This is a genomic window from Providencia heimbachae ATCC 35613, from assembly GCF_001655055.1.
Classification (GTDB): Bacteria; Pseudomonadota; Gammaproteobacteria; order Enterobacterales; family Enterobacteriaceae; genus Providencia; species Providencia heimbachae.
Window position 1 is genome coordinate 33862 of record NZ_LXEW01000039.1, and the last position, 16944, is coordinate 50805.

A 16944-nucleotide genomic window follows, 5' to 3' on the forward strand; every position below is an offset into this window, starting at 1 on the left:
AAATAGTAACAATTGTTTATCACGAATAATATTGTGACCTTAATAACAGAATTGTTTATGGCTAGCCGACATTATTTTAATAGTTATTGAATTATTAATTAATTAAATTGATTTAAATATAATAGTAAATAAGTGGTGGGGTGTTGAGAATAATATCTATTTAAACGCTATTACACGAATGTTAAATATTTATTATTTTAAAGCTTATATATTAAAGATAATAAATTGGAATCGACCTATGAGCAAAGAAAATAAAAAGGTAGGAATAGAACCCAAGGTTTTTTTTCCGCCATTGATTATTGTCGGACTATTGTGTTGGCTAACGGTACGTGACTTAGATGCCTCGAATGCCGTTATCAACGATGTTTTTAGTTATGTCACCAATGTCTGGGGATGGGCTTTTGAATGGTATATGGTCATCATGTTTGGTGGCTGGTTTTGGTTAATATTAGGCCCTTACGCTAAAAAACGCCTGGGTGAAGAAAAACCTGAGTTTAGCCGAGCAAGTTGGATTTTCATGATGTTCGCATCTTGTACTTCCGCTGCGGTGCTTTTTTGGGGCTCAATTGAAATTTATTACTATGTTTCAGCGCCGCCCTTTGATTTTGAACCCTACTCGAATCAAGCCAAAGGTATTGGTCTAGCCTATAGCTTATTCCATTGGGGACCATTGCCTTGGGCAACTTATAGCTTCTTAACCGTTGCATTTGGCTACTTCTTCTTTGTACGTAAAATGGATGTTATTCGACCAAGTAGTACATTGGTTCCGCTGGTGGGTGAAAAACACGTTAACGGCTGGTTCGGCACGATTGTTGATAACTTTTATCTGGTTGCATTGATATTAGCAATGGGAACCAGCTTGGGGCTTGCCACACCGTTAGTTACTGAATGTATTCAATATTTATTTGGTATTCCCCATACCCTAGCACTGGATGCGATCATTATTTTCTGTTGGATAATATTGAATGCGATTTGCGTTGCCTTTGGACTGCAAAAAGGGGTGAAAATTGCCAGTGATGTGCGTAGTTATCTCAGTTTCTTAATGCTTGGATGGGTGGTAATCGTGGGTGGCGCAAGTTTTATGGTCAACTACTTTACGGACTCTATCGGAACATTAATGATGTATATGCCGCGTATGCTGTTCTATACAGACCCTATCGGCAAAGGCGGATTCCCACAAGGTTGGACGGTATTTTACTGGGCTTGGTGGGTTATCTATGCCATTCAAATGTGTATTTTCCTCGCCCGTATTTCCAAAGGCCGTACTGTTCGTGAATTGTGTATCGGTATGGTGGCAGGACTCACTGCCGGAACAACATTGATTTGGACAATCTTAGGCAGTAACACGCTGCAATTAATTGATAAAGATTTAATTAACATTCCTAAACTGATTGATGAGTTCGGCGTTCCCCGCGCCATCATTGAAACATGGGCCGCTTTACCTTTGAGCACTGTCACAATTTGGGGCTTCTTCATCCTCTGCTTTATTGCCACCGTCACACTGATTAACGCTTGTTCATACACTCTTGCTATGTCGACTTGTCGCGCAGTGAAAGACGGTGAAGAACCGCCGTTGTTAGTGCGTATTGGTTGGTCTGTCTTAGTCGGTGTTATCGGTATTGTGTTACTGGCTTTAGGTGGATTGAAACCGATTCAAACCGCAATCATTGCCGGAGGATGCCCACTTTTTTTCGTCAACATCATGGTCACGCTCTCCTTCATTAAAGATGCAAAAGTGCATTGGAAGGATGACTAACTAATTTATTTAGAAACAACATTTAAGAGGTTATTGATATGGATTTTAGATTGAATGATGAGCAGGAGCTATTTGTCGCAGGGGTTGGCGAATTAATGGCCAGTGAAAACTGGGAAAGCTACTTTGCTGAATGTGACCGTGACAGTAAGTATCCTGAACGCTTTGTGAAAGCGTTGGCGGATATGGAAATCGATAACCTGCTGATCCCAGAAGAGCACGGCGGTTTAGAGGCAGGGTTCATTACCGTTGCGGCTATCTGGATGGAGCTTGGTCGTCTTGGTGCGCCGACCTATGTGCTTTATCAATTACCGGGCGGTTTTAATACTGTGCTTAGAGAAGGGACGCAAGAGCAAATTGATAAAATTATGGCATTCCGTGGTACGGGTAAACAGATGTGGAACTCGGCAATTACTGAGCCGGGTGCTGGTTCTGACGTGGGTAGCTTACAAACTAACTACACGCGTCGTGATGGCAAAGTGTACCTAAACGGTAGCAAATGTTTTATCACCAGTAGTGCTTACACCCCTTATGTGGTGGTGATGAGCCGTGATGCAAGCTCGCCGGATAAACCGATTTTCACTGAATGGTTTGTGGATATGAGCAAACCGGGCATCAAAGTGAATAAGCTTGAAAAACTGGGTCTGCGTATGGATAGCTGCTGCGAAATCACGTTTGATAACGTAGAGCTTGATGAAAAAGACATGTTTGGTCGCGAAGGTAACGGGTTTAATCGTGTGAAAGAAGAGTTTGACCACGAACGCTTCCTTGTTGCCCTTACTAACTATGGGACGGCGATGTGTGCATTTGAAGATGCGGCGCGTTATGCAAACCAACGTGTCCAATTTGGTGAAGCCATCGGTCGTTATCAATTAATCCAAGAAAAATTTGCCCATATGGCGATCAAGCTCAATTCAATGCGCAACATGTTATACGAAACTGCATGGAAGAGTGACAACGGTTTGATCACTTCGGGTGATGCGGCTATGTGTAAATACTTCTGTGCTAATGCAGCATTTGAAGTTGTGGACTCTGCGATGCAGGTACTTGGTGGCGTAGGGATTGCGGGGGAACACCGGATTTCACGCTTCTGGCGTGACTTGCGTGTGGATCGTGTATCTGGCGGTTCTGACGAAATGCAAATACTGACCTTAGGTCGAAGTGTTCTTAAACAGTATCGTTAGAAACGGGATTGTCGTTGATTGATCCTCTGAAAATTTCAGGGGATCAACAGAGACACTAAATAGTTCAAGCAACAAGCTATTTGAATTATTTAGCGTCGAGTTTCACAGGAGATTTTTCATGGCTGACCATTTACCAATGCCCCAGTTTGGACCGTTGTCAGGGGTAAAAGTTGTTTTTTCAGGAATTGAAATTGCAGGCCCTTTTGCCGGACAAATGTTTGCTGAATGGGGTGCAGAAGTTATCTGGATAGAGAATGTCGCATGGGCGGATACTATCCGAGTGCAACCGAACTACCCACAACTATCACGCCGTAATTTACGCGCACTTTCCCTCAATATCTTCAAAGATGAAGGGCGCGAAGCGTTTCTTAAATTAATGGAAACCACAGATATCTTTATCGAAGCGAGTAAAGGCCCAGCCTTTGCACGTCGAGGTATCACCGATGAAGTGCTTTGGCAGCATAACCCAAAACTGGTCATTGCTCACTTATCCGGTTTTGGCCAGTATGGCGACCCGCAATACACCAATCTTGCCGCTTACAACACCATTGCGCAGGCTTTCAGTGGCTATCTTATCCAAAATGGCGATAAAGACCAGCCAATGCCGGCTTTCCCTTATACCGCTGATTACTTCTCAGGGATGACGGCTACTACGGCAGCATTAGCTGCACTGTATAAGGTACGAGAAACCGGGAAAGGCGAAAGTATTGATATTGCCATGTACGAAGTGATGCTACGCATGGGGCAATATTTCATGATGGACTATTTCAATGGCGGCGAAGTATGCCCGCGGATGACCAAAGGGAAAGACCCTTATTACGCAGGATGCGGTTTATATCGCTGTAATGATGGTTATATCGTGATGGAAATTGTCGGTATCACACAGGTTCAAGAAATTTTTAAAGATATCGGTCTTGCCCACTTACTTGGAACCCCTGAAATCCCAGAAGGAACGCAGTTAATTCACCGTGTTGAGTGCCCATATGGCCCATTGGTTGAAGAAAAACTCGATGAATGGTTAGGGGCTCGTTCAATGGAAGATGTGCTGGCAAGGCTCACTGAGCTGAATATCGCCAGCGCCAAAGTCTTGACCATTCCTGAACTTGAAAGTAATCCACAATACATTGTACGTGAATCGATTACCGAGTGGCAGACCATGGATGGGCGTAGCTGTAAAGGGCCTAACGTAATGCCAAAATTCAAAAATAATCCAGGAAAAATTTGGCGCGGTATGCCATCACACGGTATGGATACCACAGAGATTCTAAAAAATATTGGCTATAACGAAGACGAAATTAAGGGGTTAGTCGACAAAGGGCTAGCCAAAATTGTTGAGTAATTGAATGGATAGTCAAGCCAATGTGCTATTGGTCTGTTTATCCATCAGGGAAATGATGGGATAACAATTAATGGATGTAATCGGTAAGCAAAATTTGCGTCAGATGTGGGATGATCTTGCTCAAACCTATCAAACTAAAAAGGCGCTTATATTTGAATCCTGCGAAGGACATGTGCGTGAATTTAGCTATTTAGAGATGAATGAGCAAATTAATCGCACCGCAAATCTCTTTTTGGCCTATGGCATAAAAAAAGGCGATAAGGTTGCATTACATCTCGATAATTGCCCTGAATTTTTCTTTTGCTGGTTTGGATTGGCAAAAATAGGGGCGATCATGGTGCCTGTCAATGCGCGGTTTAGGTACGAAGAAAGTGCTTGGATCATGCAAAATTGTCAGGCGCGAATGGTTGTCACTCGACCGCATTTTGCCGACATTTATCAACGTATTTTAGATGATAATGACACGATACTTGAGCATATCTTTCTGATTTCTAATACCCCGGTTGCATGTAATCAGCAGGTATCAGACTTTGTTCGCCAACAAGCCGAACATGAGGCTGATTTATTGCACAAAGTCGAATTACATGTTGAAGATACAGCGGAAATCTTGTTTACCTCAGGCACAACCTCAAAACCTAAAGGGGTGATCATCACCCACTATAACCTGCGATTTGCAGGGTATTACTCCTCTTGGCAATGTGCACTGCGTTCAGATGATATCTATCTCACTGTCATGCCTGCATTCCACATTGATTGCCAATGCACCGCATCCTTGGCGGCATTTTCGGTCGGTGCCACATTTGTCATGCTAGAAAAATACAGCGCTCGGCGTTTCTGGCAACAAATTGTGAAATATCAAGCCACGGTAACTGAATGCATTCCCATGATGATCCGCACCTTACTCAGTCAGCCAATTGCAGATAATGAAAAAGCCCATCGTTTACGGGAAGTGTTGTTTTATCTCAATTTGAGTGATGAAGAGAAAGATCAGTTTATGGAACGCTTCGGTGTGGAACGGCTACTGACTTCGTATGGCATGACGGAAACGATTGTCGGTTTAATTGGTGATAGACCTGGTGATAAACGGCGCTGGCCTTCCATTGGTCGCCCCGGTTTTTGCTATCAAGCACAAATTAGAGATAGAAAAAACCAGCGCGTAGAGACTGGCGTGATTGGCGAACTTTGCGTAAAAGGTGAGCGCGGTAAAACCTTATTCAAAGAATATTTCAATAATCCTGAAGCGACGGAAAAAGCCTTTGATAGTGAGGGGTGGATGCACACTGGGGATTTTGCTTATCAGGATGATGACGGTTTTTTCTATTTTGTGGATAGAAGCAGCAATATGATCAAGCGCTGCGGGGAAAATGTTTCGTGCAGTGAAATTGAAAATATCATTGCGTCGCACCCTGCAATTATTGATGTTGCGGTAATTGGTGTTGCTGATGAAATCCGCGATGAAGCGATTAAGGCATTTATTGTGTTGGAAGAGGGGGAAACGCTAACTCAGGAAGAATTTTTTGCATTTTGTGAAAAACAGATGGCGAAATTCAAAGTGCCATCATGGGTTGAAGTTCGTCAGGATTTACCCCGCAACTGCTCTGGGAAAGTGCTCAAAAAACATCTGAAATAATCACATTAACTTATTTTAGTTATGGAAGGGTTAAATTATGAGTGGATCTTTAAAAATTACACGTAATGGTGCAATACTGGAAATTGTCCTCGATAGACCCAAAGCCAATGCGATTGATGCAAAAACAAGCTTTGAAATGGGTGAGGTCTTTTTGAATTTTAGGGATGATCCAACACTGAGGGTTGCTATTATTACTGGCGCCGGAGAACGTTTCTTTTCCGCCGGTTGGGATCTAAAATCCGCCGCTGAAGGTGAAGCCCCTGATGCAGATTTTGGCCCAGGTGGCTTTGCAGGATTAACCGAAATTTTTAATCTTAACAAGCCGGTTATTGCCGCAGTCAATGGTTATGCTTTTGGTGGTGGCTTTGAACTTGCGCTGGCTGCCGATATGATTATCTGCTCTGAAAATGCCAGCTTTGCCCTACCAGAAGCGCAATTAGGTATTGTACCTGATAGCGGCGGTGTATTGCGTTTACCTAAAATTGTGCCTGCGCCAATCGTCAATGAAATGGTGATGACAGGAAGACGCATGGATGCACAGGAAGCATTACGTTGGGGGGTTGCTAATGCCGTTGTTCCTGCCGAACAATTGATGGAAAAAGCACGAGAACTCGCCGAAAAAATTACGCAAAGTGCTCCTCTCGCCGTTGCTGCACTAAAAGAAATTTTCCGTGCAACGGCAGAGTTATCTGTTGAAGAGGGATATAACCTAATGCGTAGTGGTATTTTGACAAACTATCCTGCTGTCCTACACTCTGATGATGCAACGGAAGGACCTCTCGCATTTTCTGAAAAAAGAGAGCCAAACTGGAAAGGACGTTAATGTTGGCTAAAAGTAGGAGGGGTTGTGAGCTTTTATGCATTTGAAGGTGTTATTCCGGTTGTACATCCAACGGCTTATGTTCATCCGTCAGCGATTATCATTGGTGATGTCATCATCGGAGAAGGCGTATTTATTGGGCCAAATGCCTCGCTACGCGGTGATTATGGGCGCTTAATTATTGAAAAAGGTGCCAATGTGCAAGATGGCTGCATCATGCATGGGTACAGTGGTGTCGAAACTATTATCCGTGAATGTGGCCATATCGGGCACGGTGCCATACTTCATGGCTGTATTATTGGGCGCGATACATTAATTGGTATGCACAGTGTAATTATGGATGGTGCTGTAATTGGTGATGAATGCATTGTTGCGGCTATGAGCTTTGTTAAAGCGGGCTTTAAAGGGGAGACAAGGCAGCTTCTGGTGGGAAGTCCTGCACGATATTTGCGTAATGTGACGGATGAAGAGCTACATTGGAAACAATTAAATACCAAGGAATACCAAGATTTAGCCGGACGATACCATCAAGGTTTAGCGGAAACGGTACCATTAACTGAGATTGAACCGAATCGCCCACAACTTACCGGAACGACAGACGTTAAACCGAAAGGGCAGTGAATATCGAGCTCGTATTTAGCGAATAATAAACGCAGGTTAATCCCCTGCGTTTATTTATAATGTTAATAATTAACGTCGCTGCGCTTTTGATAGCATCCATTGCCATTTCTGTGCTTGATTAAATTCACTCGGGGGCACTGCCGCCATTTTAGCTGGGGAACTCAATGTGACTTTTTCAGCTTGATAGCCTCTGAGCCTAGAATAGAGCTGATTATCAATCCGTGTGACTTTGATTAATCTTTGGCACTGACATCCTCTACCGGATAATTTATTTGGGATCATTTTAACTTCGCATTGGATTTCAGCAACATCCGATAGAATATAAGAAACAATATTAACTGCATTCGGATGCGGAATATCAAAGTTATTAGATATTTCTCTTGCGGTTGTCCAGCGGTCTTGTTTCAAGACCCAATTTGCAATAGTTAAGTACAAGGGTTCGTTAATATATTGTCCACACATAAGCACTCCCAAATCTAATAATTAATTTCTTTTAAATAAAGAGTAAAGATATGCTAATTGTAATTTTAATAGAGACTGATTGTTCTTTATTTATTAAACAAGAAAATAAATATATAGATTAATTAAGACCTGGTTAAAATTGTTAAATTAATATCATAGTTATTTATGGATAGTCATTGTTTAGTAAAAATACTAATTAAATTAATATCGTGCCTAGTCATCTTGTCGATTTCGTCAGCGTGAGCCATGACCAAATTTAGATAAAAGACAGTGATACAGTTCATACTAATAGATTTAAAAATAATTTGCATGTGTTTATTTGAATTATTTACAATAGAGCTATTTACGTATTTTGAATCCATAGTAAGGGTAATTGAAGGATAATATAATAAAAATAGGCTGATGTGAGGTTTTATAATTAAATGATATTGAGATACATTTATAATGTAAATTAAATAGCTTCAAAGTTATATCTGTTAAATATAAAAAAGGTTAAAAATAAGAAATGACATTAATGATAGGATGGGTAGGCATTACGGTAAGTAATGCCTAGTTAAAAAATTTATTTCGCTAGATAAGTATTTATCGATTTGATAATACCCACGGTGTCTAGCCCAAGCTCGGCAATTAACTCTTCTTGACTACCTTGTGAAATAAAGAAGTCAGGTAAACCGAGGTTTAGTACAGGCAGGATCTTTTTCTGGTGCATTAAAAACTCGTTAACACCACTACCCGCACCACCCATGATGGCGTTCTCTTCTAATGTCACAATCAATTCGTGACTATTAGCCATTTGAAGAATTAATTCTTCATCAAGTGGTTTAACAAATCGCATATCGACGACCGTTGCATTTAATTGCTCGGCAGCTTCTAAAGCATGGCTGAGCAATGTGCCAAAGCATAAGATAGCGATTTTCTCACCTTGGCGACGAATAACCCCTTTACCGATTGGAAGTGGTGATAATGGTTGCAGCTCAGCGCCTGTACCTGTACCGCGAGGGTAACGAACTGCGGTTGGCCCTTCTTGGTAATGATATCCGGTATGAAGCATTTGGCGGCACTCATTCTCATCACTCGGAGCCATGATTACCATGGTTGGAATACAGCGTAAGAATGAAATATCAAATGAGCCTTGGTGAGTTTGACCATCAGCACCGACAATTCCCGCACGGTCGATAGCAAACATCACCGGCACTTTTTGAATAGCCACATCGTGGATCAGTTGGTCATAACCACGCTGTAAAAATGTTGAATAAATGGCGACAATAGGCTTATAACCCCCAATCGCTAAGCCTGCAGCAAAAGTGACTGCATGCTGCTCAGCAATGGCCACATCAAAGTATTGGTCTGGATACTCTTTTGAAAAGCGTACCATTCCTGAACCTTCACGCATTGCTGGCGTAATCGCCATCAGTTTGTCGTCATCTTTCGCTTCTTCACACAACCAATCACCAAAAATTTTTGAGAATGTTGGGCCTGTTTCTTTACTCTTTGGCAGGGCAAAAGTACTGGGATCAAATTTAGGTACTGCGTGCCAACTAATCGGGTCTTTTTCTGCTGGCTCATAGCCTCGACCTTTTTTGGTCATAATATGCAGAAATTGAGGACCTTTTAAGTCACGCATATTTTTCAGTGTTTGAGTCAATGCAATAACATCATGACCATCCACAGGGCCTATATAATTAAAGCCTAGCTCTTCAAACATGGTTCCCGGAACAACCATGCCTTTAATATGTTCTTCTGTTTTTTTCAGCAGCTCTTTAATCGGCGGGAGATTTGAAAAGACTTTTTTCCCCCCCTCACGTAACGTGGTATATAGCTTGCCTGAAAGTAAATGGGCTAAATGATTATTGAGCGCACCTACGTTTTCAGAGATAGACATTTCGTTATCATTAAGGATAACTAACATGTCTGGTGCGGCATCACCGGCGTGATTCATCGCTTCAAAAGCCATACCCGCCGTAATTGCGCCATCACCAATCACACAAACCGTTTTTCGGCTTTTGCGCTCTTTCTCCGCCGCAATTGCCATTCCTAATCCTGCACTAATGGATGTTGATGAATGGCCCACACTTAAGATGTCATATTCACTTTCATCGCGCCATGGAAAGGGATGTAACCCATTTTTTTGGCGAATAGTATCAATACGGTCGCGACGGCCGGTCAAAATTTTATGTGGGTAAGCTTGATGGCCTACATCCCATACTAGATTGTCAAACGGCGTTTTATAGACATAGTGTAATGCAACGGTGAGTTCAACGGCACCAAGGCCGGAAGCAAAGTGGCCACTAGAACGACCAACGCTACTCAGCAAAAATTGTCTGAGTTCATCACAAAGCTTAGGTAAGCTTTCTTTCGGCAACAGGCGCAATTCGTCTGGTGTTTCTGCCAGTGACAGCGTTGGATATTTAGCGGTGTCGATACTCATTAGGTGCTCACTTTTAAATAGATAAACCCGTCATTCTTTAAATTGTAGGGTATAGCGTGCCATACAATTTAAATTACGCCGGGTAATAAATGTGGTAATTATCGATCTTATCGGTGCTAAAAGGCAAAGCATATTGTCAGCTTTTACGCTCGATTATAAAATTAGCTAACGCTTTTAGCATCTCTATATTATAGCCTTGTGACTGAATCGTCTCTAAGGCAGCGATCGCATTATGATAGAGCTCACGTGCTTTTTTCTGTGCAGATTCAAGGCCCAATAGAGAAGGATAGGTGCTTTTTTCGTGTTCGGCATCTGCGCCTTGGCGTTTGCCTGTTTCGGAGCAGTCGCCAATGACGTCTAGGATATCGTCTTGAACCTGAAAGGCAAGCCCGATTGATTCAGCGTATTTATCTAAAGCGGGTAGTAATTGGCGGCCTTTTTCACCCGCAGAAAATGCGCCTAGGCGTATAGCTGCGCGGATTAACGCCCCTGTCTTATGTTGATGAATACGCTCTAGAGCAGTGATGTCGACACGTTTACCTTCCGCATCAAGATCGAGGGCTTGTCCGCCACACATACCGGCTAATCCACTTGCATAAGCCAGTTCTGCAATCATTGCGATTCTATCTTTATCAGAAACATCTGGCATCTTCGCGGAAGAAAGTAATTGAAATGCAAATGTTTGCAGTGCATCGCCAGCTAAAACCGCATTACCTTCACCAAATTTAATGTGACAAGTTGGCTGGCCTCTACGTAGATCATCATCATCCATGGCGGGTAAATCATCATGGATCAGTGAATAAGCGTGAATACATTCAACAGCAGCAGCGGGAACATCTAAATTTTCTTGGTTGACACCAAGCATTGACCCAACAGCATAAGTTAAGAAGGGGCGTAAACGCTTACCCCCTAATAAAGTGCCATATTTCATCGCTTCCGCTAACGGTAAGTCAGCAAAGGGTAATGAATTCAAGGCATCTAGTAGGTATTGATTAACTCTATCGTGGGCTTGTTGTTGCTGTAATGTAAAACGATCAGGGTGTTGTTCAGACATAGTTTATTCTGTATCAGGTGAAAAATTGTCTAGGGGTTTATTTTCATCGTCACTTAGCAGGATTTGTACGCGTTGTTCTGCTTGTTGTAAGACTTTTTGACCCTGCTTCGCAATTTGAACACCACGTTCAAACTCATTTAAAGCATCTTCTAAAGGAAGATCGCCTGATTCAAGGCGCGCAACAATTTGCTCGAGTTCTTTAAGCGAGTTTTCAAAACTGACAGGTGGAACTTGTTGGGATTTTTCTTTAGCCATAATTCTTTAGCCACTCATGCGTCACTAATGTTAAGTCATTTTGTCGAGGATATTTTAATTATTTAGCAGACTAGCGTAGTCTCGCCGTGGATACAATTTATTATTGGTGTTTTTAGATTCAGTACGCAAGATAGTGCTATAATGCTTTCCTATATTGACAATTGGTAGAGTGTAAGTATATCACTTTTAAGATGCGTCTGTTTTCCCCTCTAACGTTGAACATACAGCTATTATGAAGTTTATCATTAAGTTATTCCCAGAAATTACGATTAAAAGCCAGACTGTAAGAATTCGTTTTATCAAGATCCTTACCAGTAATATCCGTAATGTCCTCAAGCCGCTTGGCGAAGAAATCGCCGTTGTCCGTCATTGGGATAACATTGAAGTGCGTGTAAAAGGGGAAACAAAACACGACGAAATTTGCGATATGCTCAGTCGTATCCCAGGGATCCACCATATCCTTGAAGTCGAAGAAAAACCTTTCACAAGCCTACATCATATTTATGAGATGACGCATGAATACTATGGCGCCTCTCTTGAAAATAAAACCTTTTGTGTCCGTGTAAAGCGTAGAGGTAAACACGAATTTACCTCAATAGAAGCTGAGCGCTACATCGGTGGTGGGCTTAATCAACACATCGCCTCCGCAAAAGTAAAATTAACGCACCCAGATACAACCGTCCATTTAGAAATTGAAGATGAAAACCTTATCTTAGTTAAAGCGCGCATCGAAGGTATTGGTGGCTTCCCTATTGGGACTCAAGAAGATGTTTTATCCTTAATTTCGGGTGGTTTCGATTCAGGTGTTTCTAGCTATATGCTGATGCGTCGTGGTTGCCGTGTTCATTACTGCTTCTTTAATTTAGGTGGCGCGGCTCATGAGATTGGTGTAAAGCAAATTGCACACTACTTATGGAACCGTTTTGGGAGTTCACATAAAGTTCGTTTTATTGCCGTGAACTTTGAACCCGTTGTCGCTGAAATCTTAGAGAAAGTGGATGATGGCCAAATGGGTGTGGTATTAAAACGCATGATGGTTCGAGCCGCTTCTAAAGTCGCAGAGCGCTATGGCGTACAAGCGATTGTTACCGGTGAAGCTTTAGGCCAAGTTTCTAGCCAAACGCTGACCAATCTACGTCTAATTGATAACGCATCGGATACCTTGATTTTAAGACCGCTTATTTCCCATGACAAAGAGCACATTATTAAAGTTGCCCGTCATATTGGAACAGAAGATTTTTCGAAAACCATGCCAGAGTATTGTGGTGTTATTTCGAAAAGCCCAACGGTTAAGGCTATTAAAGCGCGCATTGAAGCGGAAGAAGCAAACTTTGATTTCAGTATTCTTGATGCAGTGGTTCAAGAGTCAAAAAACATTGATATCCGCCAAATTGCCCAAGAAAGCCTTGAAAAAGTACCTGAAGTGGAAATGGTTAATGAGCTATCTGCTGATAATGAAGTTATCTTAGATATTCGTTCGCCAGATGAGCATGATGTTAAACCGCTGATAATCGAAGGAATGGAAATTAAACATATTCCATTTTATCGACTGGGAACGCAATTTGGTGATTTACCAAAAGAGAAAACCTATTTGCTGTACTGTGAGCGAGGCGTTATGAGTCGTTTACAAGCGCTATATTTGAAAGAGCAAGGTTTTGATAATATCAAAGTGTATCGCCCATAATTGTTAATCGAAAAAACGCGTAATCATTGTATTACGCGTTTTTTATTAGTCTTCAAGATAATCATTAATCCCATTAGGTAACACCAGCTGACCAGCAACTTCCCCTGCAATTTTTCGACCAACTAATAATTCAATCAGTTTTAAACCAAAATCAAAAGCAGTCGCAGGGCCTTGGCTAGTCAGTAAATTGACGCGCTCATCAAAGTAAACACGTCGGTCAACCCATCTATTTGCGGCAATTTTATCTTGTGTTGAAGGGTATCCCGTCATATTGCCAAAAGGGAATAGCTGATGGTATTCAAGGACTAATGCAGGTGCAGCGCAGATAGCCGCAACAATTTTCCCATCAAGATGCATACGGCGAACTTTTTCAACCACTAAAGGGCTGTCACGGAAGGTTTCGGCGCCTTCTATTCCGCCGGGTAAAACGATAGCGTCAAAAGGTTCATCTGCCACCTTAATTAACGGGATATCTGCAATAATTTTAATGCCTCTTGAGGCGGTAATTTGAAGGCTTCCATCTTCATTTACACTGGCTAAAGTGACCTGGATTCCCGCTCTGACGAGTAAATCAGCGGTAGTCACTGTTTCAATTTCTTCGCTACCATTTGCTATGCATATTAGAACTGAAGCCGTCATATTGTTGTTCTCGATTTTTAACTAAGTGGTATAAACGATCATTTTCATGAGTATGAAGACCGTGTGCTCTGGCTTGTTTAATTAAATAGCCTGTAATGTAATCAATTTCTGTACGTCGGTTCTTGCGAATATCTTGCAGCATTGACGAGTAGTTATCTGCAGTATTATAAATAATGCCATAAATATATTCGGTGAGCTCAATGATATCGGTATGTAACCCTTCTGCGGTCATCACTTGGCAAATTTCATCAATAATACGTTTGATTTTTTCAGGGTGATTGAGCAGTTCACCATTTTTACAATCATATTCAACCGTGAGCGGGTTAATCACACAGTTAGCAATTAGCTTTCGCCAACACGTTGCTTCAATATGATTGTGCCAAGCTACATCCGGTAAAGCTTCATGTAAAATATCAGCAATAGGATAATAGGATTCAGCTTGGGAATTTACCGCGCCAATATGGGTTACCCCTTGGGCGACATGAAATACTTGATTATTATCTTGCCAAGCAGCATGTGTCGTGACGCCACTGAGAAATGGATGGCGTAAATGGCCTAACTCCTCAAGCGTTCCCATGCCGTTATGCAGCAGCAATATTGGACTAGTTTCAGGAATGCTACCAAGTAAGGGTAAAAGCGCATCAGAAACTTGCCATGCTTTTAAGCAAACAATAATAAGCTCACTACTATTGAGGTGGTTAATATTATTACAAGGGATTAATTCACGAAAGGTATGACCATCAGGTTGATTAACATCGACAAATAAATCAGGCTGAGCAACACGTAACCAGCCTTGAATGTCATGTCCTTGAGTCGCAAGCGTGGCAAGCCAAAGCTTACCAATTGCGCCACAGCCAATAAGGGTTATTTTCATCGCTTCCCTCTGAAATGGGATCTCTATACCCAAATAATACGAATTGCAGGTCTACGATAACGCTACAACGTGGATAATGACGGGTATAACACCTTGTATCACGAGGTTTGTCAGATACCCTTCCAGTATATACTCTAAGTCATCAGAGTTGTAGCGAGAGGCTACCGCTAAGTGTCTATAACTTGAAGTATAACGGGTAAAGACGTTATCATGCGCTTAACGATTTTATTAGGAGAGGCCTTAATCATGCCATCATTTGACATTGTATCCGAAGTTGATATGAGTGAAGTACGTAATGCGGTAGAAAATGCTCAACGTGAGTTGACTAGCCGTTGGGATTTTAAAAATGTTGAAGCAAGCTTTGAACTGAATGAGAAGAATGAATCAATCAAAGTGACTAGCGTATCCGATTTTCAGGTTCTTCAGCTTATTGATATTTTAAGAGAAAAAATGGCTAAGCGCGGAATTGATGGCGCAGTGCTTAATGTCCCAGAAGATATCGTTCATAGTGGAAAAATGTACAGCGTTGAAGTGACGCTAAAAGAAGGGATTGATGCCGCTATTGCGAAGAAAATCATTAAATTGATCAAAGATAGTAAGCTGAAAGTTCAAGCTCAGATCCAAGGTGAACAGGTTCGTGTGACCGGGAAAGCCCGTGATGACTTGCAAGGTGTTATGGCATTAGTACGTGGTGGTGATTTGGGGCAGCCGTTCCAATTTAATAATTTCCGCGATTAATAATTTGCTATATTACCGGGTAGCCCGCCAGATGCGGGCTTATTGCCGTTATTTAAAGTGTTTTTATCATCGTTTCTAGCTGTTCCCGTGTAATTATTTTCCTATCGACCTTAACGTAAACACTCATTTCTTCATCAATAATCACCACTTCCATCACACCGGCTTGAGTTTCAAGGCAGTGTTGAAGTTGGGCCTTATTTTTAAATTGATGAGGTAATTCGATACGAATACTACTGACATAAGGCGGTTGGTTCATCGTCAAGCTGACCATAAACCATATTATAGTGAGCACTAACCCACTGATAAACACGGTACTCGCACCTTCGAAATCGTATAACCAACCTCCAAGTATTCCCCCAATAGCAACACCGATAAACTGGCTGGTGGAATAGACGCCCATCGCTGTCCCTTTGTATCCTGCGGGTGCTTCTTTGCTGATAAGTGAGGGTAAAATGGCTTCCATTATGTTAAATGCAATAAAAAAAAGCTGAAGGCCGAGGAAGATAACCCAAAGTTGGCTACCTGATAACCATAATGTGATTTCGGCTAACGCAAGAACCACAATACAAAACAGAAAAACTTGCTTCATTTTACGGTATTTTTCTGCGTAAATAATAAAAGGTAGCACCGTGACAAAGGCAATCAGCATCGTCACTAAATAGGCTTTCCAGTGATCTTTAGCCAGATATCCTGCATCCGTCATAATCAAAGGGAGGGCTACGAAGCTCGACATTAATAAGGAGTGTAAACACAAAATCCCAATATTAAGTTTGAGAAGTTGTGGGTGCATCAAGACCGCTTTTAAATTGGCTTTAACAAAGGCAGATTCTCGATTCATCACGTGGTTATTGCTGTTTGGCACCACAAATAGCGTTACAATAATCGCTCCAACGGCGAGCAGCGTAATTCCCCAAAACAGCCCACTTAGACCAACAAAATGCGTAACAATAGGGCCCAAGACTAAGGCGATAGCGAAGGTTAACCCAAAGCTAATTCCTAAAAAGGCCATTGCCTTAGTGCGATTTTGTTCTCGGGTTAGATCGGAAAGTAATGCCATCACGGCAGCCGAAATGGCGCCAGCACCTTGCAACGCACGGCCAATAATAATTCCCCAAATAGAATCACTCAGTGCGGCGACAATGCTACCAATAATAAAAATAATTAAACCAAAAACAATTAATGGCTTACGGCCAATTTTATCCGACATCAAGCCGAATGGAACTTGGAATACCGCTTGGCTAAGCCCATAAATGCCAATGGCAACACCCACTAAAAATTCACTTGCACCCTGCAAATGCATTCCATAGCTGGTCAAAATAGGTAAGACCATAAACATTCCCAGCATTCGCAGGGAGAAAACAGACCCTAGTCCCCAAGTGGCTTTAAGCTCAAGTAGGGTCATTTTATTATCATTCATAAAAATACTCGTCATATTTCGAGCCGTAGCGGTGTTGGCTACGCTC

General features: G+C 41.9%; 15 protein-coding genes. 8 read left to right on the forward strand and 7 right to left on the reverse strand.

The window, feature by feature from the left end; all coding sequences use genetic code 11:
- Window positions 1-238 precede the first annotated feature (238 nt).
- The 6 genes from caiT to caiE all read left to right on the forward strand — a co-directional run bounded on the left by caiT (window position 239) and on the right by caiE (window position 7347).
- Window positions 239-1756 carry an L-carnitine/gamma-butyrobetaine antiporter gene (gene caiT / locus M998_RS14090; protein WP_068439298.1) on the forward strand — a complete coding sequence of 506 codons (1518 nt, stop codon included), beginning with the start codon at window positions 239-241 and terminating at the stop codon, window positions 1754-1756.
- 38 nt (window positions 1757-1794) lie between these two features.
- Entirely contained in the window at window positions 1795-2937 is a 1143-nt protein-coding gene (gene caiA, locus M998_RS14095) for a crotonobetainyl-CoA dehydrogenase (RefSeq protein WP_068439299.1), read from the forward strand.
- Window positions 2938-3055: 118 nt separating this feature from the next.
- Entirely contained in the window at window positions 3056-4276 is a 1221-nt protein-coding gene (gene caiB, locus M998_RS14100; RefSeq protein ID WP_068909439.1) for an L-carnitine CoA-transferase, read from the forward strand.
- 70 nt (window positions 4277-4346) lie between these two features.
- Entirely contained in the window at window positions 4347-5906 is a 1560-nt protein-coding gene (gene caiC / locus M998_RS14105; RefSeq protein ID WP_068909441.1) for a crotonobetaine/carnitine-CoA ligase, read from the forward strand.
- Window positions 5907-5943: 37 nt separating this feature from the next.
- A complete protein-coding gene (gene caiD / locus M998_RS14110; protein ID WP_068439305.1) occupies window positions 5944-6729 on the forward strand; it encodes a crotonobetainyl-CoA hydratase in 786 nt (261 codons plus the stop codon).
- Window positions 6730-6753: 24 nt separating this feature from the next.
- Window positions 6754-7347 (forward strand): carnitine operon protein CaiE, encoded by a 594-nt coding sequence (gene caiE, locus M998_RS14115; protein ID WP_068909443.1) that lies wholly within the window; start codon window positions 6754-6756, stop codon window positions 7345-7347.
- A 69-nt stretch (window positions 7348-7416) separates the two neighbouring features.
- On the opposite strand, the gene caiF is transcribed toward caiE, so the two are convergent.
- The 4 genes from caiF to xseB form a co-directional block, all read right to left on the reverse strand.
- Window positions 7417-7809: a carnitine metabolism transcriptional regulator CaiF gene (gene caiF, locus M998_RS14120; RefSeq protein ID WP_068439309.1), complete on the reverse strand. Its 393-nt coding sequence runs from the start codon at window positions 7807-7809 to the stop codon at window positions 7417-7419.
- Window positions 7810-8371: 562 nt separating this feature from the next.
- The gene (gene dxs / locus M998_RS14125) at window positions 8372-10237 is read right to left on the reverse strand and encodes a 1-deoxy-D-xylulose-5-phosphate synthase (RefSeq protein WP_068909445.1); all 1866 of its coding nucleotides are present in this window, start codon (window positions 10235-10237) and stop codon (window positions 8372-8374) included.
- Between the two features lie 136 nt (window positions 10238-10373).
- On the reverse strand, window positions 10374-11291 hold the full coding sequence (gene ispA, locus M998_RS14130) for a (2E,6E)-farnesyl diphosphate synthase (protein WP_068909446.1): 918 nt from the start codon (window positions 11289-11291) through the stop codon (window positions 10374-10376).
- A 3-nt stretch (window positions 11292-11294) separates the two neighbouring features.
- Entirely contained in the window at window positions 11295-11546 is a 252-nt protein-coding gene (gene xseB, locus M998_RS14135; protein ID WP_068439314.1) for an exodeoxyribonuclease VII small subunit, read from the reverse strand.
- Window positions 11547-11778: 232 nt separating this feature from the next.
- On the opposite strand from xseB, the gene thiI reads away from it, so the two are divergent.
- Window positions 11779-13230 carry a tRNA uracil 4-sulfurtransferase ThiI gene (gene thiI / locus M998_RS14140; RefSeq protein ID WP_068909448.1) on the forward strand — a complete coding sequence of 484 codons (1452 nt, stop codon included), beginning with the start codon at window positions 11779-11781 and terminating at the stop codon, window positions 13228-13230.
- A gap of 45 nt (window positions 13231-13275) precedes the next feature.
- Here the strand turns inward: thiI and yajL are convergent, their stop codons facing one another.
- Window positions 13276-13869 carry a protein deglycase YajL gene (gene yajL, locus M998_RS14145; RefSeq protein ID WP_068909450.1) on the reverse strand — a complete coding sequence of 198 codons (594 nt, stop codon included), beginning with the start codon at window positions 13867-13869 and terminating at the stop codon, window positions 13276-13278.
- A complete protein-coding gene (gene panE, locus M998_RS14150; RefSeq protein WP_068439319.1) occupies window positions 13832-14743 on the reverse strand; it encodes a 2-dehydropantoate 2-reductase in 912 nt (303 codons plus the stop codon). The genes yajL and panE overlap by 38 nt, the downstream gene beginning before the upstream one ends.
- A gap of 246 nt (window positions 14744-14989) precedes the next feature.
- Here panE and M998_RS14155 point away from each other — a divergent pair, with 246 nt between their 5' ends.
- On the forward strand, window positions 14990-15481 hold the full coding sequence (locus tag M998_RS14155) for a YajQ family cyclic di-GMP-binding protein (protein WP_068439672.1): 492 nt from the start codon (window positions 14990-14992) through the stop codon (window positions 15479-15481).
- Between the two features lie 52 nt (window positions 15482-15533).
- Here the strand turns inward: M998_RS14155 and M998_RS14160 are convergent, their stop codons facing one another.
- A complete protein-coding gene (locus M998_RS14160) occupies window positions 15534-16898 on the reverse strand; it encodes an MFS transporter (protein ID WP_068439674.1) in 1365 nt (454 codons plus the stop codon).
- Window positions 16899-16944 lie beyond the last annotated feature (46 nt).